Source organism: Nocardioides sp., assembly GCF_031397825.1.
GTDB lineage: Bacteria > Actinomycetota > Actinomycetes > Propionibacteriales > Nocardioidaceae > Nocardioides.
The window spans coordinates 1-22,576 of record NZ_JANNML010000132.1 but is presented as its reverse complement, the minus strand read 5'-3'; the positions used below and the strand labels follow the sequence as shown (position 1 = coordinate 22,576).

The 22,576-nt window shown below is 71.8% G+C and carries 22 protein-coding genes; 7 read left to right on the top strand and 15 right to left on the bottom strand.

Features of this window, described 5'->3' with window-relative positions; all coding sequences use genetic code 11:
- Positions 1–16 precede the first annotated feature (16 nt).
- From RMN98_RS11615 to RMN98_RS11570, 10 genes are all read right to left on the bottom strand, one after another.
- On the bottom strand, positions 17–511 hold the full coding sequence (locus RMN98_RS11615; protein WP_309648976.1) for a hypothetical protein: 495 nt from the start codon (positions 509–511) through the stop codon (positions 17–19).
- Positions 508–1,605 (bottom strand): MlaD family protein, encoded by a 1,098-nt coding sequence (locus RMN98_RS11610; protein WP_309648975.1) that lies wholly within the window; start codon positions 1,603–1,605, stop codon positions 508–510. Before RMN98_RS11610 ends, RMN98_RS11615 begins: the two co-directional genes overlap by 4 nt.
- Entirely contained in the window at positions 1,602–2,729 is a 1,128-nt protein-coding gene (locus tag RMN98_RS11605) for an MCE family protein (protein WP_309648974.1), read from the bottom strand. Before RMN98_RS11605 ends, RMN98_RS11610 begins: the two co-directional genes overlap by 4 nt.
- Positions 2,726–3,823: an MCE family protein gene (locus RMN98_RS11600; protein WP_309648973.1), complete on the bottom strand. Its 1,098-nt coding sequence runs from the start codon at positions 3,821–3,823 to the stop codon at positions 2,726–2,728. Before RMN98_RS11600 ends, RMN98_RS11605 begins: the two co-directional genes overlap by 4 nt.
- The gene (locus RMN98_RS11595) at positions 3,823–4,800 is read right to left on the bottom strand and encodes an MCE family protein (protein ID WP_309648972.1); all 978 of its coding nucleotides are present in this window, start codon (positions 4,798–4,800) and stop codon (positions 3,823–3,825) included. Before RMN98_RS11595 ends, RMN98_RS11600 begins: the two co-directional genes overlap by 1 nt.
- On the bottom strand, positions 4,797–5,807 hold the full coding sequence (locus RMN98_RS11590) for an MlaD family protein (RefSeq protein WP_309648971.1): 1,011 nt from the start codon (positions 5,805–5,807) through the stop codon (positions 4,797–4,799). Before RMN98_RS11590 ends, RMN98_RS11595 begins: the two co-directional genes overlap by 4 nt.
- Complete coding sequence (locus RMN98_RS11585) at positions 5,804–6,928, bottom strand: MCE family protein (protein WP_309648970.1); 1,125 nt, start codon at positions 6,926–6,928, stop codon at positions 5,804–5,806. Before RMN98_RS11585 ends, RMN98_RS11590 begins: the two co-directional genes overlap by 4 nt.
- Positions 6,929–6,933: 5 nt before the next feature.
- Complete coding sequence (locus RMN98_RS11580) at positions 6,934–7,791, bottom strand: ABC transporter permease (protein WP_309648969.1); 858 nt, start codon at positions 7,789–7,791, stop codon at positions 6,934–6,936.
- Entirely contained in the window at positions 7,791–8,621 is an 831-nt protein-coding gene (locus RMN98_RS11575; protein WP_309648968.1) for an ABC transporter permease, read from the bottom strand. The genes RMN98_RS11580 and RMN98_RS11575 overlap by 1 nt, the downstream gene beginning before the upstream one ends.
- A 133-nt stretch (positions 8,622–8,754) precedes the next feature.
- Positions 8,755–9,696, bottom strand: coding sequence for a DNA-3-methyladenine glycosylase 2 family protein (locus tag RMN98_RS11570; RefSeq protein ID WP_309648967.1), 942 nt, complete (start codon positions 9,694–9,696; stop codon positions 8,755–8,757).
- Positions 9,697–9,777: 81 nt separating this feature from the next.
- Between RMN98_RS11570 and RMN98_RS11565 the strand changes: the two genes are divergently transcribed.
- Positions 9,778–10,563: an enoyl-CoA hydratase-related protein gene (locus RMN98_RS11565; RefSeq protein ID WP_309648966.1), complete on the top strand. Its 786-nt coding sequence runs from the start codon at positions 9,778–9,780 to the stop codon at positions 10,561–10,563.
- Between the two features lie 3 nt (positions 10,564–10,566).
- Here RMN98_RS11565 and RMN98_RS11560 read toward each other — a convergent pair whose 3' ends face one another.
- Entirely contained in the window at positions 10,567–11,529 is a 963-nt protein-coding gene (locus RMN98_RS11560) for a haloalkane dehalogenase (RefSeq protein ID WP_309648965.1), read from the bottom strand.
- Complete coding sequence (locus RMN98_RS11555) at positions 11,526–12,644, bottom strand: hypothetical protein (protein WP_309648964.1); 1,119 nt, start codon at positions 12,642–12,644, stop codon at positions 11,526–11,528. The genes RMN98_RS11560 and RMN98_RS11555 overlap by 4 nt, the downstream gene beginning before the upstream one ends.
- A gap of 61 nt (positions 12,645–12,705) precedes the next feature.
- Between RMN98_RS11555 and RMN98_RS11550 the strand changes: the two genes are divergently transcribed.
- The 3 genes from RMN98_RS11550 to RMN98_RS11540 all read left to right on the top strand — a co-directional run bounded on the left by RMN98_RS11550 (position 12,706) and on the right by RMN98_RS11540 (position 14,691).
- On the top strand, positions 12,706–13,329 hold the full coding sequence (locus RMN98_RS11550; protein WP_309648963.1) for a TetR/AcrR family transcriptional regulator: 624 nt from the start codon (positions 12,706–12,708) through the stop codon (positions 13,327–13,329).
- A 97-nt stretch (positions 13,330–13,426) separates the two neighbouring features.
- The gene (locus RMN98_RS11545; RefSeq protein ID WP_309648962.1) at positions 13,427–13,552 is read left to right on the top strand and encodes a hypothetical protein; all 126 of its coding nucleotides are present in this window, start codon (positions 13,427–13,429) and stop codon (positions 13,550–13,552) included.
- A 92-nt stretch (positions 13,553–13,644) separates the two neighbouring features.
- Positions 13,645–14,691, top strand: a complete 1,047-nt coding sequence (locus RMN98_RS11540) for a MerR family transcriptional regulator (RefSeq protein WP_309648961.1) — start codon at positions 13,645–13,647, stop codon at positions 14,689–14,691.
- Between the two features lie 121 nt (positions 14,692–14,812).
- Here the strand turns inward: RMN98_RS11540 and RMN98_RS11535 are convergent, their stop codons facing one another.
- On the bottom strand, positions 14,813–18,037 hold the full coding sequence (locus RMN98_RS11535) for a M36 family metallopeptidase (protein WP_309648960.1): 3,225 nt from the start codon (positions 18,035–18,037) through the stop codon (positions 14,813–14,815).
- A 321-nt stretch (positions 18,038–18,358) separates the two neighbouring features.
- Between RMN98_RS11535 and RMN98_RS11530 the strand changes: the two genes are divergently transcribed.
- Positions 18,359–19,870 carry an ATP-dependent DNA ligase gene (locus RMN98_RS11530; RefSeq protein ID WP_309648959.1) on the top strand — a complete coding sequence of 504 codons (1,512 nt, stop codon included), beginning with the start codon at positions 18,359–18,361 and terminating at the stop codon, positions 19,868–19,870.
- 12 nt (positions 19,871–19,882) lie between these two features.
- Here RMN98_RS11530 and RMN98_RS11525 read toward each other — a convergent pair whose 3' ends face one another.
- Complete coding sequence (locus RMN98_RS11525) at positions 19,883–20,272, bottom strand: MmcQ/YjbR family DNA-binding protein (RefSeq protein WP_309648958.1); 390 nt, start codon at positions 20,270–20,272, stop codon at positions 19,883–19,885.
- A gap of 45 nt (positions 20,273–20,317) precedes the next feature.
- On the opposite strand from RMN98_RS11525, the gene RMN98_RS11520 reads away from it, so the two are divergent.
- Complete coding sequence (locus tag RMN98_RS11520) at positions 20,318–20,632, top strand: hypothetical protein (RefSeq protein WP_309648957.1); 315 nt, start codon at positions 20,318–20,320, stop codon at positions 20,630–20,632.
- Positions 20,633–20,707: 75 nt separating this feature from the next.
- The gene (locus RMN98_RS11515) at positions 20,708–21,394 is read left to right on the top strand and encodes a helix-turn-helix domain-containing protein (RefSeq protein ID WP_309648956.1); all 687 of its coding nucleotides are present in this window, start codon (positions 20,708–20,710) and stop codon (positions 21,392–21,394) included.
- Positions 21,395–21,609: 215 nt separating this feature from the next.
- On the opposite strand, the gene RMN98_RS11510 is transcribed toward RMN98_RS11515, so the two are convergent.
- The coding region (locus tag RMN98_RS11510; RefSeq protein ID WP_309648955.1) for an acetyl-CoA C-acyltransferase at positions 21,610–22,576 on the bottom strand (967 nt) is incomplete at its 5' end.

The window sequence follows — 22,576 nt, the reverse complement described above, 5'->3', positions numbered from 1 at the left end:
CGGACAATCTAGCGAGTCACTCGGCGACCAGGTTGTTGACCTGCACCTCGTCGACGAGCCAGTCGCCGTCCTGACGCACCATCTCGAAGGTGACCCGGGGTTGGTCGAGCTTGCTGCCGTCCTCCCCCTGCGAGCTGATCTCCTGGTCGACGAAGAGAAGGACCCGGGCGTGGGTCTCGTCCTCGAGGACCGTGGCCGCGTCGACGACGGTGCCGCGAGCGGTCGCCTCGAGCTCCTTGATCAGGGCGACGGCGTTGGTCGACGCGGCGGTGAAGAACTCCTGGAACTCCTGCGTCCCGGCGTCCTCGACCCAGGCGAAGTCCGCGTCGACGGTGCGGAAGTCGTAGGACGTCATCTCCACGACCGCCGAGCGTGCGGCGGCCTCCGCGTCGGCCCGGGACGTCTCGAGGGCGCTGACCTCCTGGCGGTCGCGCCACAGCAGCACGTTGACCACCAGCGACGCCACCAGGGCACCGACCAGCAGGAGCCCCGCCACCCGCGAGCGCGTCATCGGACGGGACCCGGGGCGTGGGCGGCGCCGCGCTGGAGCGTGCTGAAGGACGCCGAGCAGCGCGCGTCCTCGACGAGCGGCCGTCGATCGGAGTTGCGCGGGCTGCGACGCGAGGTCCCGTAGTCGCACCGGGGGTTCTGGTCGGCGATGAGCTGGAGGTCGAGCTCGCCATCCTTGATGGACTCGGCGAGCGCACCGAGGCCGCCGGGATAGGCCTGCAGGAGCGCGCGCAGGTGGGGGTCGTGGGACGCGAGGATGTCGGTCAGGGAGACCCCGACGGACAAGAAGCTGGGCAGCACCCGCTGAGCATCTCGCACCAACCTGTCGAGCGACTCGAGCTGGGCCGGGGCGCGCCGGAGCGTGCGGCGCAGCTCGGGGTCGTAGTCGCGCAGGAACGCCGCGAGCTCCCAGGCCGAGGTGGCCAGGCTGCGCAGGTCGCCCTCCTGGTCCGGGGCGATGTCGAGGATCCGGTCGCTGTTGACGAGCAGACGCTCCGTCTCGGGCCAGATCCGGTCCAGGTCGGCCAGGAGCACCGCCCCCTGGTCGACGAGGCGACCGAGGTCGTCGCCGGTGCCCTTCAGCCCCGTGCTCAGCTCCACCAGGAGGCGGCGCAGGGCGCGGTCGTCGATCTGGCGCAGCACCTTGTTGACCGCAACCACCGTGGAGCCGAGGCTCTGGGGCAGGTCGGTCGCCACGGCGGTGACGACGTCGCCCGAGGCGAGGTAGGGACCGGCCGACGAGGTGGGCTGGAAGTCGAGGTACTGCTCCCCCACCGGCGACAGGCTGCGCACCTGGGCGAGCGAGTCCCGCGGCACCTCCGTGCCGGAGCGCAGCCGCAGGGACACCTCCACTCCCTCGGAGGTCATGTCGATCGAGGAGACCTTGCCGATCTTGACCCCGCGGTAGGTGACGGCCGACCCCTCGAAGAGCCCGCCCGTCGCGGGGAGCTCCACGGTCACCGCCACGGGCCGGGCCGTCAACGGTTGGTCGAGCACCGCAGCGAAGAGGTAGGCGACGCCGACCGCGAAGACGGCGATGACGCCGACGAGGCTGAGGTAGAGCGAGCTGCCGAGGACGGAGCGGAGAAGCCTCATGCGTCACCTCCGAGCAGGCCGCCGAGCGTGAGCCCGTCGAGGACGCCGTCGACCGGCCCGTTCCCGGGTCCGGCTCCGGGCAGGCCCGGCACGTCCGGTAGGCCCGGCACGTCCGGCAGCCCCGGCAGTGGCGGGAGGCCGAGGAGGTCCAGCAGGCCACCGAGGTCGGGAAGGGCGATCTCGTCGAGGCGGATCGCGAGGCTGATCGAGACGTAGTCGCCGGGCACGACGTCGTCCACGACCTCCCCGAGGGTGATCAGCCGCTCGAGCGAGACGGCGTAGTCGGCGCGGTTGACGGCCAGCTCGTCGAGCACGGGCCCCGCCTGGTCGACGATCTGAAGCAGCTGGCGGCGGGTCTGGGCGACGGTGGCGCTGGCCGACGTCGAGAACGACTCGATCTCCTCGAGCAGCCGGGTGAAGCCGGGCGTCTGTTGTCGCAGCACCCGCGCGGCCGGCCGGATCTCTCGGACCGCGCGGTTGATGACGTCCTCGCGCTCGCGCAGCGTGACCGCGACCGATCGCAGCGACCGCAGGGCCAGGTCGATGTCGGCGGTGCTGGCGTTGGCCTCGGTCAGGAAGACACGGGAGCGGTCGAGCAGGGAGCGCACGGTCCCCTCACGGCCGCCGACGATGGTGTTGAGCTCCTCGGTGACGGTCTGGAGCTGCGCCAGCCCGCCACCGTTGACGAGCAACGAGGCCTGCGCGAGCGCGTCCTCGACGGTCGGTGCCGTGCTCGTGTCGTCGAGGGTGAGCTCGGCCCCGTCCTCGAGCACCGCCCCGCGCCGGGGGTTGGTGATGTCGACGAACAGCTCGCCCAGCGGCGTCGTGTAGCGCAAGCGGGCGGTCGCGCCCTGGCGCAGCTCGGCGTCGGTGCGGACCAGCATCTCGGCCTGGGCGGTGAAGTCGACCGCGGTGACGTCCTGCACCTTGCCGCTGTCGACGCCGTTGACCCTGACCGTCGCGCCCTCGGAGAGGTTGAGGGCCTCGGTGAAGTCGGCCGTGACCGTGATCGTGTCGCCGGAGACCCCGGTGCCGGGGAGCGGCAGGTCGTCGATGGTGGCGCTGCAGCCCGTCGCGGCCAGCAGGACGAGCGCTGCCGCGAGTGGCGTCGTACGACGAGTCATCGGGCCGCCTCCTGCCCTGCGGCCGCAGGGGTGCGGGCGGCGGGCGCGCGGTTGCCGGGATCGGTGCCGCCGATGAGCTCGCACAGCTGGAGCGGCAGGCGTGCGCAGAGGTCGCCGAGCTCGGCCCCGAGCGGGAGGAGGTAGGTGGGCTGGAAGCGCACCGGCAGCTGACCGCCGTCGGGGACGCGCTCGAGGTTCTGCAGGGCCAGCGGGAAGACCTCGAGGATCGAGGTCAGGTCGCGCTGCTTGGCCATGATCGTCTCCATCAGGTCGGTCGTGCCCCCGAGGGCCCGCACGACCTGGGCCCGGTTGGCCACGGCGAAGTCGGCGACCACGGTCACGGCCCGGTCGAGCGAGCGCAGGGCGGTGCGGAAGCTCTCGCGCTGGTCGGCGAGGAGCCGGGAGCCGAGGGAGACCTGGCGCACGAAGGTGCGCACCGTCTGCTCGTTGGCCGCGATCGTGCCGACCAGGGTGTCGAGCGACTCCACCGTGCTGGTGAAGTCCCCACGTTGACCCGCGACCCCGTCGACGGCCTCGGCCAGGGCACGGATGCTGTCGTTGACCAGCTGACCGTTGCCCCGCAGGGCCCCGTCACCGCTCTCGATGAAGCGCCGCACGGCGTCGGTGGTCTCCTGCGAGCCCGCGATGCCGGTGGCGAACTCGTTGAGCGCGCCCAGCACCTCGTCGAAGTCGACAGGCGTGCGGGTGCGGTCGAGCCCGATGGTGTCGCCGTCGTCGAGCCGGGCGCCGCCGTCGTAGACCGGGGTCAGCTCGACGTAGCGGTCGGTGGCCACCGACCGGGCGACGACCACGGCGCCCACGTCGGCCGGCACGGCGCGCTCGCCGTCGATCTCGATGACCACGCGGACCTGCTCCCCGTCCGGCTCGATCGAGCTGATCTCGCCGACGGGCACACCGAGCACGCCCACGTCGTTGCCGACGAACAGGCCCGCCGTGTCGGGCAGCAGCACGGTGACCTCGATGGTGTCGTCGCCCACCAGGGGCACGCCGCACCCGGCGAGGGCGGTGACCAGGGCCGCGGCGAGGCCGAGCCCCAGGTTGCGGCGCAGGACCTGGCGGGGACCGGCACGCATCAGCAGCCTCCCGTCAGCTGGCAACGGGTGTCGTCGGCCGGGAGGACCGGGTCGTCGAGGTAGAGGTCGGCGTAGGGACCGCTGCCCGTGGCGTTGGCGATGTAGCGCACGGCGGGTGCCATCACGCGCAGGACGTTCTTCAACGAGCGGTCCTGGGAGTTGAGGGCGCGCAGCGCCTGGTTGAGGTCGCGCAGGGCCGGCTGCACGCTGCCCTGGGTCTGCGTGACGATCGCGGTCAACGCCCGGGACAGCTCGGTGGTCTCGGACAGCAGCCGCCGGATCGCCCGACGGCGGTCGGTGACCTCCGTCAGCACCAGGGTCGTCTGCTCCATGAGCGCGACGATGTCGGTGCTGCTGGTGGACAGCTGGTCGGTCACGCTGCGGGCGGCCCGCAGCAGCGCGCCGGTCTGGTCGGAGCGCCGGGTGACCACCTCGGAGAGCCGGGCCACGCCCTCGAGTGCCGGCCCCACGTCGTCCCCCGCGGCCGACAGGGTCCTGCTCGCCTCGGTGAGCGCCCGGGCCAGCACGACCGGGTCGAGCTCCTCGAGCCTGGTCGTGCCGTTCTCGATGACGTCCTGGAGGTTGTAGGGCACCGAGGTGCGCGCCAGCGGGATCTCTCCCCCGGCCAGCTCGCCCTCACCGCGCGGGTCGACCTCGAGGTAGTGCGTGCCGAGCAGCGTCGCCACCTTGACGGCCGCCCGGGTCTCGGAGCCCAGCTCGATCTCCTCGTCGACGACGAAGGTCACCACCACGTCGGTGTCACCCAGCTCGACCTTGGTCACCTTGCCGACGTCGACACCGTGCACCTGCACCGACTCCCCCTCGCGCAACCCCGCCGTGTGCTCCAGGACCGCGCGGTAGGAGGTCGTGCCGAACGAGACGACACTGAGTGCGACCACGCCCAGGGCGAGCGCGAGCCCGAGCATCAGCGCGACGAGGCCGACCTTGAAGGGGTCACGGGTGGCGAGCGGCTTCATCGGCAGACCTCCGACCAGGGGCCGTTGCTGCCGGCCGGGTTGAACGTGCGGCCGCCGACCTCGAAGGACAGCGAGCAGAGGTAGACGTTGAGCGCGTTCTCGTAGGAGGTGGCGCGGCCGAGGGCCTCGAACGTCTGCCCGAAGGAGCGCAGGGCCTCGTTGAGCTGCCCGCGGGTCCTGGCCATCGTCGCGGCGACGACGACGAAGCGGCGCAGCGCGCGCACGGCCGGGTCCTTCACGTCGCGGAGCAGGTCGGACGTCGAGCCCACCAGCCGGCTCACACCGTCGATGGACGCACCGATCGACCGCCTGTCGCGGGCGAGGCCGGTCATCAGGGCCCGCAGCTCGGTGACGGTGGCGCTCAGCTCGGTGCCCCGACCGGCGAGGTTGTCGAGGACCGGGGTGAGGTTGGTGAGGACCTCCCCGATCAGCTGGTCGCGGTCCGCGACGAAGCCGGTCAGCTCGGTGGTCTGCTGGAGCAGGGCCTCCACCGTCCCGCCCTCCCCCTGGAGGACCTTCACCATGGAGGTCGCCAAGGCGTTGACGTCCGCGGGCTGCAGGACCTCGAAGAGCGGGCGGAAACCGTTGAGCAGCTCGGTCAGGTCGAAGCCCGGGTCGGTGCGATCGACCGGGACCAGCGAGTCGGCCGGCAGCACAGCACCGCGCCGCCCGGCCTGCACCAGCGCGAGGTAACGCTGGCCGAGCAGGTTCTGGTAGCGCATGACGACCTTGGTGGTGTCGAGCAGCGCCTGGGTCTGCTGCAGGTCGAAGCCCACCCGGGCACCGTCGTCCTCGACCTCGATCGACTCCACCCGTCCGACGCGCACCCCGGCGACCTTGACGTCGTCGCCGACCCGCAGACCGCTGACGTCCTCGAACATCGCGTCGTAGCCGCGGGTGTCGCCGTCGACGCCGTTGTTCATCGTGTTGACGAGCAGGAGCAGCAGGAACCCGGCGGTCACGGCGACGGCGGCGAACTTGATGCCGATCCCGCGCAGGCCGGTCATCGGCCCCCCTCGGCGACCATGCGGCTGAAGGTCGCCCCGTCGAGCCGGCTGGAGGCCCGCGACGAGTCCCCACCGCCGTACGACGGACGGTCGCCGCGGGTGTAGTAGTCCGGCGCGTCGAGGCGCAGCGACCCCGCGGTGCGGACGAAGCCGTTGCTGATCGTGGTCGGGAAGCGGTCGCCGAGCAGGATGTTGGTCGCGATCGAGCCGCCGATCCCGGCGCGACGGTTGTCGTAGACGGCGTCCAGGACGATCGCGGCGTTGTCGACGAACCGCACCAGGTCGGCCCGGTTGTCGTCGAGGAAGTCGCTGCCGCTGCGTGCCAGGGCGGTGCCGCCGCTGATGATGGCGGTGATGGCGGCCTGCTGGGTCACGACGGTGTCGAGCGTGACGAGCCCGTCCTCGGTGGCCTGGAGCAGGTCGGGTGCGATCTCGTCGACGATGCGCAGGTTGTCGGCCAGGCCGCGCAGGTCGGAGCGCAGCAGCGGGAGGCGCGGGTTGAGGCGGGCCAGGTAGGCGTCGGCGGTCTCGATGACCTGGCCGACCTGCTCGCCGCGGCCGTCGAGCGCGGCGGCCGCGGAGCCGATCGCCGAGGCGAGCTCCGCCGGACCCAACGCCTTGACCAGGCGGTCGATGTCGTCGAGCGCCTGCTGGAGCTCCAGGGTGCCCTGCGTGCGGTCGGCGGGGATCACCGCGCCCTCGACCAGCCCGACCGTCGAGATCCCGCCGTGCGTGACCAGGTCGACGAAGGTCGTGCCGAAGACGGTCGCGGGCAGGATGCGGGCGACGACGTTGTTGGGCACGCGCCCGAGGGCCTCCTCCCTGAGGGCCATGTCGACCCGGACCCCGCCGTCGGGTCCGCGGTCGACTCGCGTGACCCGGCCGACGATGACGCCGCGGACCTTGACGTCCGATCCGGGGCGCAGCGAGCCTCCGGCGTTGCGTAGCTGGGCGGAGACCTCGGGCTGGCCGCCCACGGAGCCGGTGACCTTCGCGTAGGCGAGCCCGAGCAGGACCACCACGGTGGTCAGCACGGCCAGGCCTCGGATCGCGAGCTCCCGTCGGGTGGGCTCGCGGCGAGGCCGGGTGCGGGTGCGGGTGCGGGTGCGGATGCCTGCCACCGCCCTCACCCCGAGACCCGGAAGCCGGGGTCGCTGCCCCAGAAGACCAGGGTCAGGACCATGTCGAGCACGACGACCACCACGATGCTGGCCCGGATCGCGGCGCCCGTTGCCTCGCCGACGGACTGCGGACCGCCGCTGACCTTCATGCCGTACCAGCAGTGGATCAGGGTCACCGCGATCGCGAAGACGACGATCTTGATGACCGACAAGAAGATGTCGCGGCCCTGGATGAAGGTCGAGAAGTAGTGGTCGTACTGGCCCGGCGACTGGTCGAAGAGGATGACCACGGAGGCCTGCGAGGCGACGTAGGAGCCGATCAGCCCGATCAGGTAGAGCGGCAGGATCGCGATCATGCAGGCGATGACCCGGGTGGTGACGAGGTAGCGCATGGGGCTGACCGCCATGACCTCGAGCGCGTCGACCTCCTCGTGGATCTTCATCGACCCGAGCTGGGCGGTGAAGCGGCAGCCGACCTGGGAGGCGAGCGCGAGCGCGGCGATCAACGGCGCCAGCTCGCGGGTGTTGGCGCTGGCGGAGATGAAGCCCGTGAGCGGCGCGAGGCCCACGAGCTCGAGGCCGTTGAAGCCCTCGATGCCCAGCGACGTGCCCGCCGAGATCGAGAGCAGGATCATCACCCCGACCGTGCCACCCCCGACCACGAGCGCCCCGCTGCCCCAGGCGATGTCCTTGAGCTGGCGCAGCATCTCGGCGGGATAGAGGCGCAGCGTCGACGGGACGTTGCGGATGGTGATCCAGGTGAACGTGGCGAAGGAGCCCAGGGCCGCCAAGGCCTCCATGAGCCCGTCCGTCGCGGAGACCAGCGTGTCGCCGGCGCGGCGACCGACCCCGACCCGGGCCATCAGGCGACCGACTGCGGGACGAGCATCACGTAGGCCTGCGTGATGGCGACGTTGGCGAAGGCGAGCAGGATGACGCTGAGCACGACGGACTGGTTGACGGCGTCCGCGACGCCCTTGGGTCCGCCCGAGGCGCTCAGTCCCTTGTGGGCGGCGACGATCGTGGCGATGAAGCCGAAGACCAGCGCCTTGAACTCCGCGAGGAACAGGTCGGTCGGCTGGCTGAAGCTGACGAACGACTCGAGGTAGGCGCCCGAGGAGATGGTGCCGCCACCGACGTTGAGGATGAAGGCCGTCACCATGGCGGTCATCGCGACGATGACGGTGAGCATCACCGAGACGACGAGGGCTGCCACGACCCGGGGCGCGACCAGCCGCTGGACAGGCGAGATGCCCATGACCCTGAGGGCGTCGATCTCCTCGCGCACCTGGCGGGCGCCGAGGTCGGAGCAGATCGCCGAGCCGACAGCACCGGCGATCATCAGCGAGGTGACCAGCGGCGCGCCCTGGCGCAGCACCCCGATGCCGTTGACGGCACCGCTGAAGGAGGTGGCCCCGATCTGGTTGGCGACCGCCCCGATCTGGACCGAGGTGATGACCCCGAAGGGGATCGCGACCAGGATGGTGGGCAACAGCGACACGCGCGTCATGAACCATGCCTGGAGCAGGAACTCCGACCACGAGAAGCGGCGCATCACGATGTCGGTCGTGGCCGCCTTCGTGGCCTCGACGGCGAGCACGACCAGCTTGCCGCTGGTGACGATGCCGTCACGGAAGCGGCCGGACGCCGGCCCCAGTCCGGACCTGGCCAGTCCCGAACGGGTCACGCTCACGAGCGCGCTCATGAGAGCGCGCCCTCAGGCTTGGGTCCCATGTGCCCCTCGCTCGTCGGACGTGTGTGGCAGGCGAAGGTACCTGCGTCACGGAGTAACACATATCACGAAAAGGGCTGGTGTGTGGAGGACGTCACACCCGTCGGACGACGGTCGCGGGCAGGTGCCCACGCGGCGCCATGCGCGCTCCGTGGCGCGGCCGGTGCAGGCCGCCCAGGGCGACCAGCGCCGGCACCCGACCGCGCTGGGGGCGCCAGGGCTCGAGGAAGGCCTCCAGCTGCTCGTCGTCGAAGGGCGTGCCCGTCAGGGCCCATCCGACGTCCTTGCACACGTGGTAGTCGCCGAACGAGACGGCGTCGGGGTCGCCGAACGCGCGCTGGCGCACCTCAGCGCTGGTCCAGGCACCGATGCCCGGGATGGAGCGCATCCGCCGCTCGGCCTCCTCCCCCGACAGCGAGGCCGTCCGCTCGAGGGCGGGAGCGACGCGGGCGACCGTGACGATCGTGCGCGAGCGCGCCGGGTCGACATGGAGCCGCAGCCACTCCCAGCTCGGGATGGTGCGCAGCACCTCAGGAGTCGGCTGCAGCCACAGCTTGCGGTCGGCGCCCGGCCCGGGCGCCCGCTCACCGAAGCGGTGCACCAGCATCCGGAACCCCGCGAACGCCTCCTGCCCGGTCACCTTCTGCTCGATGATCGCCGGGACGAGGGCCTCCATCACCAGGCCGGTGCGCCCCAGCCGCGCATGGGGGTGCTGGCGGCGCACCTCGGCGAGCACCGGGTGCCGAGGCTCGAAAGCACTCCAGTCGTCGTCGGCGCCGAGCAGGGCGGGCAGGCCATCCAGCGCCCAGACGGCGCCCGGCCCCCAGGCCTCGCCCAGCACCTCACCCTCGCCGGGACGGGCCGCGACGCACAGCGTGGCGGGACCCTCCGGCGTACGGATCCCACGCCAGTGGCGCCCCGCATCGTCGATCGTGTACGTCGGGTCCCCGCCACCGCGGCGGTGGAGTCGCAGCACGCCTCCGACCGAGCAGGGCCAGTCGGGCCGCCACACCCGTCGCTCGCCTGCCGTGCCCATGCCGCGAGCGTAGACGGGGCCGGGGACAGGCCGGGACGGACCAACCTAGAACACGTTCTAGTTCACCGCTAGCATGCCGCCATGACCCTGCAGATCACCGACGAGGCCCGCGTGCGGACCATCACGCTGGACCGCCCGGAGGCGCTCAACGCGTTCAACGAGGCGCTCTACGACGCGACCGCCGAGGCGCTGCTCGCCGCGGCCGAGGACCCGGACGTCGCCGTCGTGCTCCTGACCGGCAACGGGCGGGGCTTCAGCGCCGGCACCGACCTGCTGGAGATGCACCGGATCGCGACCAACCCCGACTTCGTGCGCGGCACCCACGGGTTCCTCGGACTGCTCGACGCGCTGGTCGACTTCCCCAAGCCGCTGGTGTGCGCGGTCAACGGGGTGGGGCTCGGCATCGGGATGACGATCCTGGGCTACGCCGACCTGGCGTTCATGTCGTCCACGGCGCGGCTCAAGTGCCCCTTCACCAGCCTCGGCGTCGCGCCCGAGGCCGCGTCGTCCTACCTCTTCCCGCAGCTGCTCGGCCGCCAGGACGCAGCGTGGGTGCTGCTGTCGGCGGAGTGGGTCAGCGCGCAGGAGGCGCTGGAGATGGGCCTGGTCTTCCGCGTCTGCGAGCCCGAGGACCTGCTCGCCGAGGCGCACCGGCACGCGGCGCTGCTGGCGCGTCGCCCGATCTCGTCGCTGGTCGCCGTGAAGCGCACGATGACCGAGCCGCTGCGCTCCGAGATCCGCAAGGCGCGCGAGCGTGAGAACGCCGCGTTCTCCGAGCTGATGGGCGGTCCGGCCAACCTCGAGGCGCTCACCGCCTTCGCCGAGGGGCGCGAGCCCGACTTCACCTCGCTGCCGCCCGGCTGGTGAGGCCTACGTCGTCTCGATGACCTCGGCGACGACCCGTGCGAGCCGCTCGCCGGCATCCTCCTGCAGGAAGTGACCGGCACCCTCGAGCGTGACGTGGTCGCGCCCACGGGCACCGGGCACCCGCTCCTGGAAGATCCGGTCCCAGCCCCTCGTGGCGGGGTCGCCGTCGGAGAAACACGTGACGAAGGGGCGCTCGAAGGACTCCAGCGCCCGCCACGTCCTGCGGCCGATCCGGGCCCCGGGGTCGTTGCGGGTCAGCGGCAGCAGCGCGGTCATCTGTCGCAGCCCGGCGGTGAGGTCGGAGGTCGGGAAGGGGGCGTCGTACGCCGCCAGCACCTCCGGCGCCGGCGCGTGCATCGTCGCGGCGCCGACGAAGTCGCTGGCCCGGAGCTCCGGCGCGCGGACGCAATGGAGGAGGTAGTCGAGGAGCCCCTCCTCCAGGACCACGCGCGAGCTGCCCGTGCCGTGCACCGCCCAGGTCAGCCGATCGGCCAGGTCGGGGTCCGCGGTGTGCAGGATCGTGTTGGCGGCGACGACGCGGGCGAAGCGCTCGGGCTCGGCGGCCAGCACGCTGAGCCCGATCGGGCCACCCCAGTCCTGCGCGACCAGGGTGACGTCGCGCAGGTCCAGCGACGTGACGAGCGCCCGCATCCAGGACACGTGCCGGGCCAGGGTGTAGTCGGTCGGCCGCGCCGGCTTGTCGGACCGCCCGAACCCGATGTTGTCCGGTGCCACCACCCGCACGCCCGCGGCCACCAGCACCGGCACGACGTGGCGGTAGAGGTAGGACCACGTCGGCTGGCCGTGGAGCAGCAGTGCGACGGGGCCGGCGGAGGGGCCTTCGTCGAGGTAGTGCATGCGCACGGGCGGCACACCGTCGGCGTCCACCTCGACGTAGTGGGGCTCGAAGGCGAAGGCGGACAGGCCGACGAACTGCTCGTCGGGCGTGCGGAGGACACGGGTCACCCGCGCCATCCTGCTTCCCTCAGGCCCTGCCCGCGGAGGGTGCCCACCTCGCGATCCACGCGCGCTGACCGCGCGACCGTGACCAGCACCGCGAAGCTCACGGCGTAGCAGGGCACGAGATAGGCGACCACCCCCGCGGGCGGTGCCACCACCCCGAGCACGGCGAACGTCGCGAGCCACAGCCCGAGGTAGGCCGTGGGGTAGGCGCCGAGCAGCCCGGGCTCCCGCGTCTGCGGCGAGCGCCAGGCGGCGACCAGCTCGCGCACGAGCACCGCGGTCGCGGCAGCCAGCATCAGCCACAGCACCCCCTCCACCACGTCGTACGACGGGGCGTCGACGAGGTCGAGGTAGGTGACGGGCAGCTGCCCCGGGATGCTGAGCAGCGGGGTCAGCACACCGATCCCGACCGCCGGGAGGACGACCGAGCGCGCGGTGGGGCGAGGTCGTCGGCCCAGCTGCAGGAAGCAGGCCAGCGCGAAGGCGGTCGGCATGACGAGCGCGAAGTTGACCGTGCTCGACATCGGCACGTCGCCGAGCAGGATCGCGTTGGTGCGCGTCTCGGTGTCCCAGGCCCACCAGAGGTGGTCGGGGCCGAACTGGTCGAAGATCGAGTAGAACCCCTGGTGCACCGCCCCCACGCAGACCGACGCGATGACCGCTCCGCGGACCCGGCCGTGGCGCTCGAGCACCCCGAGGCGCTGCACGAGCACCCACGCGAGGTAGACCAGCGCTGGGTAGAGCAGCAGGATGTAGAGCGGCAGCCGGTGGTAGAGCAGCCCGACGGTGAACTCGTTGTGGACGAACACCGCGGAGACGTAGTCGTCGATCCCGAAGAGCGCCGGGAAGTAGAGCGGCGGCTCCAGCACGAGGACGTAGGCGACGGCACCCAGGCACACGCCGAGGTTGGTCGCGTCGCCGGTGTGGCGGCGTACGAGCCAGGCGTGGCGGAAGGCGAGCACCGCCCCGAGCAGGATCAGCAGCTCGATGACGGGCATGGTCGCGTCGGCCAGGCTGCGGGGGTCGCGGAGGTAGAGCAGCGGCGAGGCGTCCTCGCAGGCGACACCGCCGAGGGAGTCGGCGAGCTCGCGGAAGCGGTCGGTGCACAGGTCGGACACGGGCCGAACGCTATAGTCCTTCACGCTGAGACGAAATAGATTCATCGACAGGAGTGCTCCCATGTCGCCGTCCTCCCCCGACGCCGCATCGCCCGTCCGGGCCCGTCGGCCGCGGCTCGACCACGAGTCGGTCGTGCTCGCCGCGGAGGGCCTGGTCGACCGCGAGGGCTACGACGCGCTGACGATGACGCTGCTGGCCGCCGAGCTCGACACCCGCGTCTCCTCGCTCTACAACCACGTCGCCAACCTCGAGGACCTGCGCGCGGAGATCCAGGTCCGCGCCATGCAGCTGCTCGGCAACCAGGTCCGCGGCGCGGCCATGGGCCATGCCGGCCCCGACGGCCTGCGCGTGCTGAGCCACTCGCTGCGCGGCTTCGCCCGCGACTACCCCCACCGCTACGCCGCCATGACCCGCGCCCCGCTCGACCGCGACGCGTTCTTCGCCGCAGCCGCCGGCACCATCGAGGCGCTCGCCGTCATGGTGCGCTCGACCGGCCTGCCCGAGGACCGCATCCTGCTCACCGGCATGGCCGTCTTCTCGGCCCTGCACGGCTTCGTCTCCCTCGAGGTCAGCGGCTACTTCGGCGGCGTCGACGACCTCGACACCGTCTTCGCGCAGGTCATCTGCGGCGCCGTCACCGCCGCCGTCCTCGAAGGCAGCGAGCCGGTCGCCGCCACCGGCTGACGCTCCCCCGGCTTGCCGCCACCGTGCGCCGACATCCGCGACGCTCCCCGCTCCGAACACCTCTGTGACAGGCACCCGCCTGGAGACGAGGATCCCGATGGTCAGCACCGCAACCCTCCCGCTGTGCTCCGCGGTCGCCCATGAGCCCTCCTGCTCGTGCGGCCAGCCGCTCGAGACCAGCGCCGAGCACTGCCCGCGCTGCGGCATCACCGTCCACCCCTGACCCGAGCCGGCCGAGGGCTCTTGACCTTCCCCCAGGGACAGGCCGGAGCGTCGTCGCAACGGTGACCGTCACCGAGGGAAGAGGATGGCCTGATGGACTACCTGACCATCGGCGACTTCGGCCGGGCCAGCGGCCTGACGCCCAAGGCCTTGCGCCTGTACGACGACCTCGGGCTCCTGCAGCCCGCCGACGTGGACCCGTGGACGGGCTACCGCCGCTACCTGCCCGACCAGCTCGTGCAGGCACGGCTGGTCGCGCGGCTGCGTCTCGTCGGCATGCCGCTGGCCCGGATCCGCGACGTCGTCGCGGCGACCGGCCCGCAGCAGAGGGCCCAGCTGTCGTCGTACTGGACGCAGGTCGAGGCCGACCACCGCGCCCGCCGCGATGTCGTGGCCACCCTCCTCCACGAGCTCGACCACGAGGAGATCGACATGCACCACGACCAGCACCTCACCGCCACGGCGGCCGCCCGGCACGGCCTGGGCGCTCGCACCCACCAGCTCGACGCCGTCCACCTCGGCACGCGGGTCTTCGCCGTGGCCGACGGTTTCGGCCCCGCCGCCGGTCCCAGCACCGCAGCCGTCGCGGCACTCGCAAGCCTCGACACCACGTCGTACGACGAGGCGCCGGGCGACGCGCTCGGTGAGACGGTGGCGCGGGCCGCCGCTGCCGCGGCCGAGGCGTCGCGGGACCTCGACGAGGAGGCGGGCACGACCCTGACCGCGGTGTGGCTGGTGGATGGCACGGCCCAGGTCGCCCACGTGGGAGACGGGCGGGCCCACCGGCTGCGCGACGGGATGCTCGAGCAGCTCACCCGCGACCACACCCTGGTCCAGGCGCTGCTCGAGGAGGGTCGGCTGACCGAGGACGAGGCGCGGTCGCACCCGCACCGCTCGCTGCTCAACCGCGCGCTCAACGACCGGTCCGAGGCCGATCTCCTCACCTGCGACGTCAGGGCCGGCGACCGGCTGGTCCTCACGACCGACGGTGTGCACGGCGTGCTCGAGCGCGCCGACCTGGAGCGACTCCTGTCGTCGCCGGACGCCCCGGAGGCGGTGGCGTCCGCGGTAGCCGGTGCCGTCGAGGCAACCGAGGCCCCGGACAACTACACGGTGGTCGTGATCGACCTCGCTGCCTGAACGCTCCGGATGGGTGACAGCCGTCACCCATCCGGAGACGGGCCAGCGCCGAAGACGAGACAGAGGGGCGTCCTCCACGGGGGTGCGGACGCCCCTCCTCACGTCTCGGAGCAGGACAGGGTCAGCGCGGCTCGGTGACCGTCACGTCGAAGGACGCACCGCCGCCGTAGAGCAGCAGGAAGCCCAGGTAGGCCGCGCCCGCCGGGATCGGCGTCGCCTCGTCGAAGAGGGCGAAGCCGCCCGACATGGGCTGGCAGTCCTCGTCGTAGGCGTAGACCAGGAACTCACCGATCGCCACGTCGCCGGTGTAGGTGGCGGCGTGCAGCCCGTCACCCGCGCCCGCGGGCAGCTTGGTCATGAAGGCGTCGACGCCGTTGGCGGACGGCAGGTCCGGGCAGGACCAGGAGAGCTCCGTGACACCGGGCTTGTAGGGCTCGAGACCGAGCAGGGAGCCCTGCACCGGGTTGCCGACGTTGACCGAGCCGCTGGAGGTGACCGGCTTGTCCGCCGGCGGCAGCTTCGGCTTGATGCCCGAGGCCCGGCCGAACGCCTGGACCTCCGAGACGATCGCGGTCGAGGCGTTGGTCGGCGCCGAGCCGAAGTTGGCAGCAGCGAGCGCCCGGACGAAGCGCGCCTTGACCGGCGTCTTCAGCTGGTGGGTCTGCAGGTCGAGGTCGGCGATCGCCGGCCGCGGGCCCTTGAAGGAGAACGTCGCGACCTTGGCGGTGCGCCACGTCCTGCCGTCCAGCGAGGTCTGGACGAGCACCTTGCGAGCGGCTGCGAAGCGGGGCAGGCCGATCGGCTTCACGACGCTGACCGCGACGGTCTCGATCGTCGAGAGCTTCTTCAGCTTGACGGTGACCGAGCGGTCCGGGCCGTTGTTGTAGGCCTTGTCGGACGCTCCCGTCTGCCACGCGGTCGCCTCGGTGTCGTCGACCATGTTGCTGCCCGGCAGCGCGCCGGTCTGGCTCGTCGTGCGCACGACGGTCGCTCCCGAGGACTGCGAGAGCAGGTTGGGTCGCAGCTGCACGACCTTCGTGACCGCACGGCCCTTCGGGACGTCGACGGTGATCCGCTGGATGCCGTAGCCGGCGCCCTGGAGGGTCAGCGTGTGACGCCCGGCCGCCATCGTGATGGCGCCGAGGCCCTTCGCGTTCGTCGTGACCAGCGGGGTGCCGCGGCCCTCGTAGAGCCCCCCGAGCACGCGCACCTTGCTGGCGGCGCCGCCGGCGGAGGCGTTGACGAGCTTCAGGGTGACCGTGCCGTTGAGCGCCTTCTTCGGGACGTCGAAGCCGGGCTTCGGGTCCGTGTCGGTCTCACCGGTGGTGCGCGCCGAGACGCCCATGCCACGCTCGGCGAAGGCGCTCCAGATCAGGTCGGTGTAACGGTTCTCGTAGCGCAGCTCGGAGGCCTTGAGGATCGCGTCGCGCATGTCGAGGAACGTGGGCGTCGCCGGCGAGATCGGCATCGCGTCCATCACCAGGTGCTCGGTGATGTCGCTGGCCTTGCGGTGGTTGCCGCCGAGCGCCCTGAGGATCTTGGTGCGCAGGGTCCACAGCGTCGCGGTCCAGATCTCCCCGTCGGAGTGCACCTCCGGGCCGGACATGTCGTAGCCGTAGTCGCCGTAGGTCGCCGGGCTGGTCGCGTAGTTCCAGTTGCGGATGCCGCGCTGGGGGTCGCCGACGTACGGCGCCGTGACGGCCGTGCGGGTGAGCCCCTCGCGGAAGAGGTGGTTCATCGCGAACCAGTCGCCCCAGCCCTCACCCATCGCGCCGGACTGGCCGGTGCCGAGGGAGCCGAGGCCGCCACCTCCGACGTAGCGGTTGGACAGGCCGTGGGCGTACTCGTGCTCGATGATCGTGGAGTCGAAGTCACCGTCGCGCGCGGCTCCCTCGAACGCGTCGTCGGTGAACTCCCAGAGGTACATGTTGGTGAAGCCCGGGATCCCGTCGGGCAGCGTCAGCATGTTGGCGTTGTTGCGACCGAGCGGCAGCACCGGCTCGGTGAGGTTGAGGGCGCCCGACTGCGCGCCACCCATGATCGGGTCACCGCCCAGACCGAGGCCGTCCTCGCCGTTGTTGACCACCTGGAAGTTGCCGGCCGACTCGGTGAAGCCGAACTCGTAGAACTCGTCGTGGATCCGGTTGTGGTGGTAGAAGAGGTTGACCGCAGCCGCGTTGGCGTCCTGGACGAACGTGCCGGTGCCCCCGTCGCTCTTGCGCCAGGCGTCGGGGAAGGCGAAGTTGAACGCGCCGGTCGGCGCGATCGGACGGTTCTCCTGGTCGGCCGCGACGAGCGGGACGGTCCAGGCGATCGCCGTGTTGGCGTTGTTGCCGATGGTGGTGATCCCGGGCAGGCCGATCAGGCCGGTCGGGTCCACCCAGCCGCCGGGCGACTGCTTCGTCGGGCCGAAGCTGACGACCTTGGGCTTGCCACCCTTCGTGGCTCCCGGGTAGTTCTCGTAGACCGTGCCCTCGGCGTGGGCCACGAGCGACTTGCGCAGCAGCGGCCGTCCGGTGGCGGCGTCGACGATGACCGCCCACGCCTCGTCGATGCTCTTCACCACGAGCACGGCGTACGCCGCCCGGCCGCCCCGGGCCGTGGGGAACGCGATCTGCCGCGCGCGCACCACGTCGGCCAGCGGGCCGGCCTGGAAGACGTCGTAGCCGCCCTGCTGCCTGCCCAGCGCCAACGCCTCGAAGTCGATGCCCGGGAGGAGGTCCCTCACGGTGGTGCCCACAGCCTGGGCGATGCTGAGCTCGAAGTCGCCGAGCAGTCCGGTCTCGCGCACGGGGTCACCGGCATAGCTCACGACGCGGCCGTCGCGGTCGACGAGCACGGTGAGGATGCCGCCATAGCCTGAGGCGATGCCGCCGAAGGTCTGGGCGAAGCTCAGCACCCGGGCACCGACACCGGGCAGCTCGTGGTCGCGCACGAGCGCGAGGCTCTCCATGTCGCTGGCGTCGAGGCCGAAGGCGTCGGCGTTGTCGACCAGCCAGGACTGGGCGATCGCGAGCGGCTCGGCGCTGCTGGGTCCGGTCAGCGCGCCGCCGACCTTGCTGATCGAGCGCGGGGTGCCCGTGACGTTCCACGTCACGGTCGCGCCGAGGCCGGCGAGCGCCGCCCGCTGCCTGCTGCTGGGGGCCACCGGTGCGAGCCCGAGGCGGGAGTCGAACGCCGAGGTGAGGCCGAGCCCCTCACCGAGGGCGGGCAGCAGCGCCGCGGGAGCCTTCCGCGCCGGGGCCTTCGCCGACGAGGATGCGTCGGCCGAGAGCTGGGTGAGCGTCGGCGTGAGGACGAGGGTCGCTGCGATGGCGGCGACGAGCGGCTTCTTCGATCGGTTCACGGGCACCTGTCTTGCGTCGTCGGCCCTCGGGTGTGGCCGTTGTCAGACAAACGAGGGCTGACCACGTTGGCTACGCGTGGTGACCGACGAGTAACCAACTTCACGACACCCCTGACGACCAGCACGAGCAACGCCGAGTCGGCGCGATGTTGCACCCCGTACGCCGAGTCGGCGCGATGTTGCAGCCCGTACGCCGAGTCGGCGCGATGTTGCAGCAACCACGCGTCGAGTCCGCGGTCCGCTGCGCGACAATGCGCCGACTGGGCGTTGCAGGGCTTGCCGACTCGCGGCGCTGTCGGCGCCCTGGTCCAGACTGGAGGCGTGCTGCTCCACGACGTCGTCACCACCTCGACCACGGTCGCCTCCACGCGCTCGCGCAAGGCCAAGGTCGCCGCGCTCGCCGACCTGCTGGCCCGCGCCGACGTCGACGAGATCGAGGTCGTCACCGCCTACGTCGGTGGCACCCTCCTCCAGCGCCGCACCGGCCTCGGCTGGCGCGGTCTCGGCACCCTGCCGGAGCCCGCACCCGAGCCCACCTTGACCGTGCGCGAGGTCGACGCGTCGTTCGCAGCGCTCGCCGTTCTCTCCGGCCCGGGCTCCCAGGCGGCTCGGGCCACGGCCGTCGCCGCGCTCTTCGTCCGGGCCACCGCCACCGAGCAGGAGTGGCTGCGCGGCGTCGTGACGGGCGCCCTGCGCCAGGGAGCCCTCGAGTCACTGGTGCAGGAGGCGGTGGCGCTCGCCGCCGAGGTCCCCCTCGGAGCCGTACGCCGCGCCGCGATGCTGTCCGGCTCCACGGTCGTCGCCGCCCACCTGGCCTTCGTCGGTGGCGAGCCCGCGCTGGGCGAGGTCGGTCTCGAGGTGCTGCGGCCGGTGCAGCCGATGCTCGCGTCCTCCGCCCCCTCGGTCGCCGAGGCGATGGCCAAGGCCTCCGACGGAGCGCCGGTCTCCGTCGACACCAAGCTCGACGGCATCCGCATCCAGGTCCACCGCGCCGGCGACCACGTGGTGATCGCGACCCGCACCCTCGAGGACATCACCGCCCGCCTGCCCGAGGTGGTCGAGGTGGCGCTCGCGTTGCCGGCCGACTCGTTCGTCCTCGACGGGGAGGCCCTGGCGCTCGACGACACCGGCCGTCCACGAGCCTTCCAGGAGACCGCCTCACGCACCGCCCAGGCGAGCCAGACCGGTGGCCTTCACGTCACGCCGTACTTCTTCGACCTGCTGCACCTCGACGGCACCGACCTGCTCGACGAGCCCGCCGCCACGCGCCTGGCAGCACTCGAGGGGTTGGTGCCGACCGAGCACCTCGCGGCCCGACTGGTCACCGACGATCCGGACGCCGCCGAGGCCTTCGTCCGCGACGTGCTCGCAGCCGGTCACGAGGGGGTGGTCGTCAAGGACCCGACCGCGCCCTACGACGCGGGCCGCCGGGGCTCGTCGTGGGTCAAGGTCAAGCCGGTCCACACCCTCGACCTCGTCGTGCTCGCCGTCGAGTGGGGCTCCGGGCGTCGCGAGGGATGGTTGTCCAACATCCACCTCGGTGCCGTCGGCACCGACGGCGACCTGGTGATGCTCGGCAAGACCTTCAAGGGCATGACCGACGCGATGCTCACCTGGCAGACCGAGCGCTTCCTCGCTCTCGAGACGCACCGCGCGGGAAACGTCGTGCACGTCCGGCCCGAGCAGGTCGTCGAGATCGCCTTCGACGGCGTCCAGCGGTCCACTCGCTACCCCGGCGGAGTGGCTCTGCGCTTCGCCCGGGTCATCCGCTACCGCGACGACAAGACCGCCGACGGGGCCGACACCATCCAGACGGTCAGGTCCTTCGGGTAGCAGGCCGACCGATCAGCCGTCGCGTCGCGCGTCCAGCTCGGCGACGAGCCGGTGCGGCGCGATGGTCCGGTAGGTCTGGCGGAGGATCTCGCCGATCTCAGTCCAGTCGACGCACGTCTCGGGATCGTCCACGAACAGCGCCAGCCACGTCGAGAACGTTCCGGACGCCGAGGGCTCCGGGCGGAAGAACCGGTCAGGTTCCGCCGTGATCAGTTCCTCTTGCAGCGCCGGCGATGCCGGGAACCACAAGGACACCCGTCCGTCTCCCCGGTGGTTGTCGTGGACGTAACAGAGCGGCCGCCCACCGACATAGAAGCCCACCGCCCCGTGAGTGTTTCGCTCACTCACGCCCGGCAGAGCCAGGGCGACGCGCCGAACCTGGTCGACCTGCGAGCTCGCCACGGCCCCATCCTGCCCGACCGAAGCGCTCTTGGGCCGCCCAGGCTCATGCACTTCGTGGTCTGCAAGACCTTCAAGGGCATGACCGACGCGGTGCTCACCTGGCAGACCGAGCGCTTCCTCGAGCTGGAGACGCACCGGGTCGTGCTACCGAGGCGGTGCGAGGGTTCCTGGGCGGCGCGCAGTCCTAGGATCCCCGAGCATGACGACTCGGGGCACCGGTCTGGAGCGCACGACCTCAGGGGCGTCGCCATGATCACCGGCACTGTCGCGACCATCGCGTGGACCATGACGATCGCCGTGCTGCGCGGGCTCGACACCGCCGAGACCAGGCTGGCCGAGCGGTTCACCAGGACGCCCTGACCACACTGGTCCAGCGCGGTGACGAACATGTCACACCTGTGCAACTCGGAGTTGCACTTCTTCTAGGCTGCTCCCATGAGCACCCGCGCACCCGAGACCGACGGCCGTCGCAAGGCTGCCGCCGTACGTCGTCGGGCGCGCGAGGCGGACATCATCGCGGCCACCCGCGCCCTCTTCGACGAGCGCGGTGTCCGAGACGCGCAGATCGAGGACATCGCGCGGGCCGTCGGCATCAACCGCGCGATCGTCTACCGCCACTTCACCGGCAAGGAGGAGCTCTTCGCCCTCACGCTGGTGGTCTACCTCGACGAGCTCCGAGAGGCCCTGGCTGCCGCGGCAGAGGCCGCCGGCACTCCCCCGGAGAAGCTCAAGGGCATCGTCGGCGCGTTCGTCGACTACGGCCTTGCGCATCCCGCGTTCGTCGACTGCGCCCAGGCGCTGATGCGTCAGCCCGGCCCCGAGCTGCTCGACGAGATCAGCGAGAGCGCCCTCTTCCGGCTCGGCCGGGCGATCTCGTCGTGCCTAGCCCTGCTCTCCTCGGCGGACGAGGAAGGCATCGGCTCCGGCGACTTCTCCGCCGGCAACGACCCGACCCTGCTGGCCAACATGCTCTACGCGAGTGGCCTCGGCGGTCTGCAGATCGCCCGACTGGGGATCTTGGTGAAGGAGTCAGCTCCCGGCGTCCCCACCGTCGGCGAGATCTCCCCCGAGCAGGTCCGCTCGCACCTGGTGGCCTCGGCCCTCGCGCTCGTCGCACGCTGACCGCGAGACTTGGCGCTGCGGCATACCCCCTGTCGCCGCTGACGCGGCACTTCCCACGGCGACACGCCACCTACCACGGGGTGCCCACCGTGGGAAGTGGCGGTTCGTCTGCATACCTTGATGGAGCGGCGCCGCACGGTCCCGGTCGGCCGACCCCGAAGAGCACGAGCCCCCGACCGCAGCAGCGGTCGGGGGCCCGTGAGGGAGCGCGAGGATCAGGGGCGCTCGAGGATCGCGGTGACACCCTGGCCACCGGCGGCGCAGACCGAGATGACTCCGCGACCGGAGCCCTTCTCGGCGAGCAGCTTGGCGAGCACGTTGATGATCCGCCCACCCGTCGCGGCGAAGGGGTGGCCCGCGGCCAGCGAGGAGCCGTTGACGTTGAGCTTGGAGCGGTCGATCGAGCCCATCGGGGCGTCGAGGCCGAGACGCTCCTTGCAGAAGACCGGGTCCTCCCACGCCTTGAGGGTCGAGAGCACCTGCGAGGCGAAGGCCTCGTGAATCTCGTAGAAGTCGAAGTCCTGCAGCGTCAGCCCCTCACGCTGCAGCATCCGCGCCATCGCGTAGGCCGGCGCCATGAGCAGGCCCTCGCCACCGTGGACGTAGTCGACCGCGGCCGTCTCGTAGGACGTGAGGTAGGCCAGCACCGGCAGCCCGTGCTCCTCGGCCCACTCCTCCGAGGCCAGCAGGATCACCGACGCGCCGTCGGTCAGCGGCGTGGAGTTGCCGGCCGTCATCGTGGCGGCCTCGCCCTTGCCGAAGACCGGCTTGAGCTTGGCGAGCTTCTCGGCGGTGGAGTCCCCGCGCAGGTTGGTGTCGCGCTCGACGCCGCGGAACGGCGTTACCTGGTCGTCGAGGAAGCCGGCGTCGTAGGCGGCGGCGAGGTTCTGGTGCGAGCGGGCGGCCAGCTCGTCCTGGTCCTCGCGGGTGATCTGCCACTCCAGGGCCGTCAGCGCCGCGTGGTCGCCCATCGACAGTCGGGTGCGGGGCTCGCCGTTCTGCGGGATCTCGAGGCCGATGTCGCCGGGGCGGATCTGGCCGAGGGCGGTACCGGCCGCGGCGTGATCTCGGTCTGCGCCGCCGGTGGCCAGGGCGTCGTCGCGATCCTCGAGCGAGCCTGACCCACGCTGACCTGTCTGGTTATCCAGACGGGTCACCGAGCACGCCACGCTGACCTGTCTG

Coding starts and splice junctions, on each gene's coding strand:
- RMN98_RS11520 (WP_309648957.1), top strand. CDS start 20,318: ATGCACTTCGTGGTCTGCAAGACCTTCAAGGGCATGACCGACGCGGTG.
- RMN98_RS11610 (WP_309648975.1), bottom strand. CDS start 1,605: ATGAGGCTTCTCCGCTCCGTCCTCGGCAGCTCGCTCTACCTCAGCCTC.
- RMN98_RS11550 (WP_309648963.1), top strand. CDS start 12,706: ATGTCGCCGTCCTCCCCCGACGCCGCATCGCCCGTCCGGGCCCGTCGG.
- RMN98_RS11605 (WP_309648974.1), bottom strand. CDS start 2,729: ATGACTCGTCGTACGACGCCACTCGCGGCAGCGCTCGTCCTGCTGGCC.
- RMN98_RS11600 (WP_309648973.1), bottom strand. CDS start 3,823: ATGCGTGCCGGTCCCCGCCAGGTCCTGCGCCGCAACCTGGGGCTCGGC.
- RMN98_RS11545 (WP_309648962.1), top strand. CDS start 13,427: ATGGTCAGCACCGCAACCCTCCCGCTGTGCTCCGCGGTCGCCCATGAG.
- RMN98_RS11540 (WP_309648961.1), top strand. CDS start 13,645: ATGGACTACCTGACCATCGGCGACTTCGGCCGGGCCAGCGGCCTGACG.
- RMN98_RS11515 (WP_309648956.1), top strand. CDS start 20,708: ATGAGCACCCGCGCACCCGAGACCGACGGCCGTCGCAAGGCTGCCGCC.
- RMN98_RS11570 (WP_309648967.1), bottom strand. CDS start 9,696: ATGGGCACGGCAGGCGAGCGACGGGTGTGGCGGCCCGACTGGCCCTGC.
- RMN98_RS11595 (WP_309648972.1), bottom strand. CDS start 4,800: ATGAAGCCGCTCGCCACCCGTGACCCCTTCAAGGTCGGCCTCGTCGCG.
- RMN98_RS11565 (WP_309648966.1), top strand. CDS start 9,778: ATGACCCTGCAGATCACCGACGAGGCCCGCGTGCGGACCATCACGCTG.
- RMN98_RS11580 (WP_309648969.1), bottom strand. CDS start 7,791: ATGGCCCGGGTCGGGGTCGGTCGCCGCGCCGGCGACACGCTGGTCTCC.
- RMN98_RS11590 (WP_309648971.1), bottom strand. CDS start 5,807: ATGACCGGCCTGCGCGGGATCGGCATCAAGTTCGCCGCCGTCGCCGTG.
- RMN98_RS11615 (WP_309648976.1), bottom strand. CDS start 511: ATGACGCGCTCGCGGGTGGCGGGGCTCCTGCTGGTCGGTGCCCTGGTG.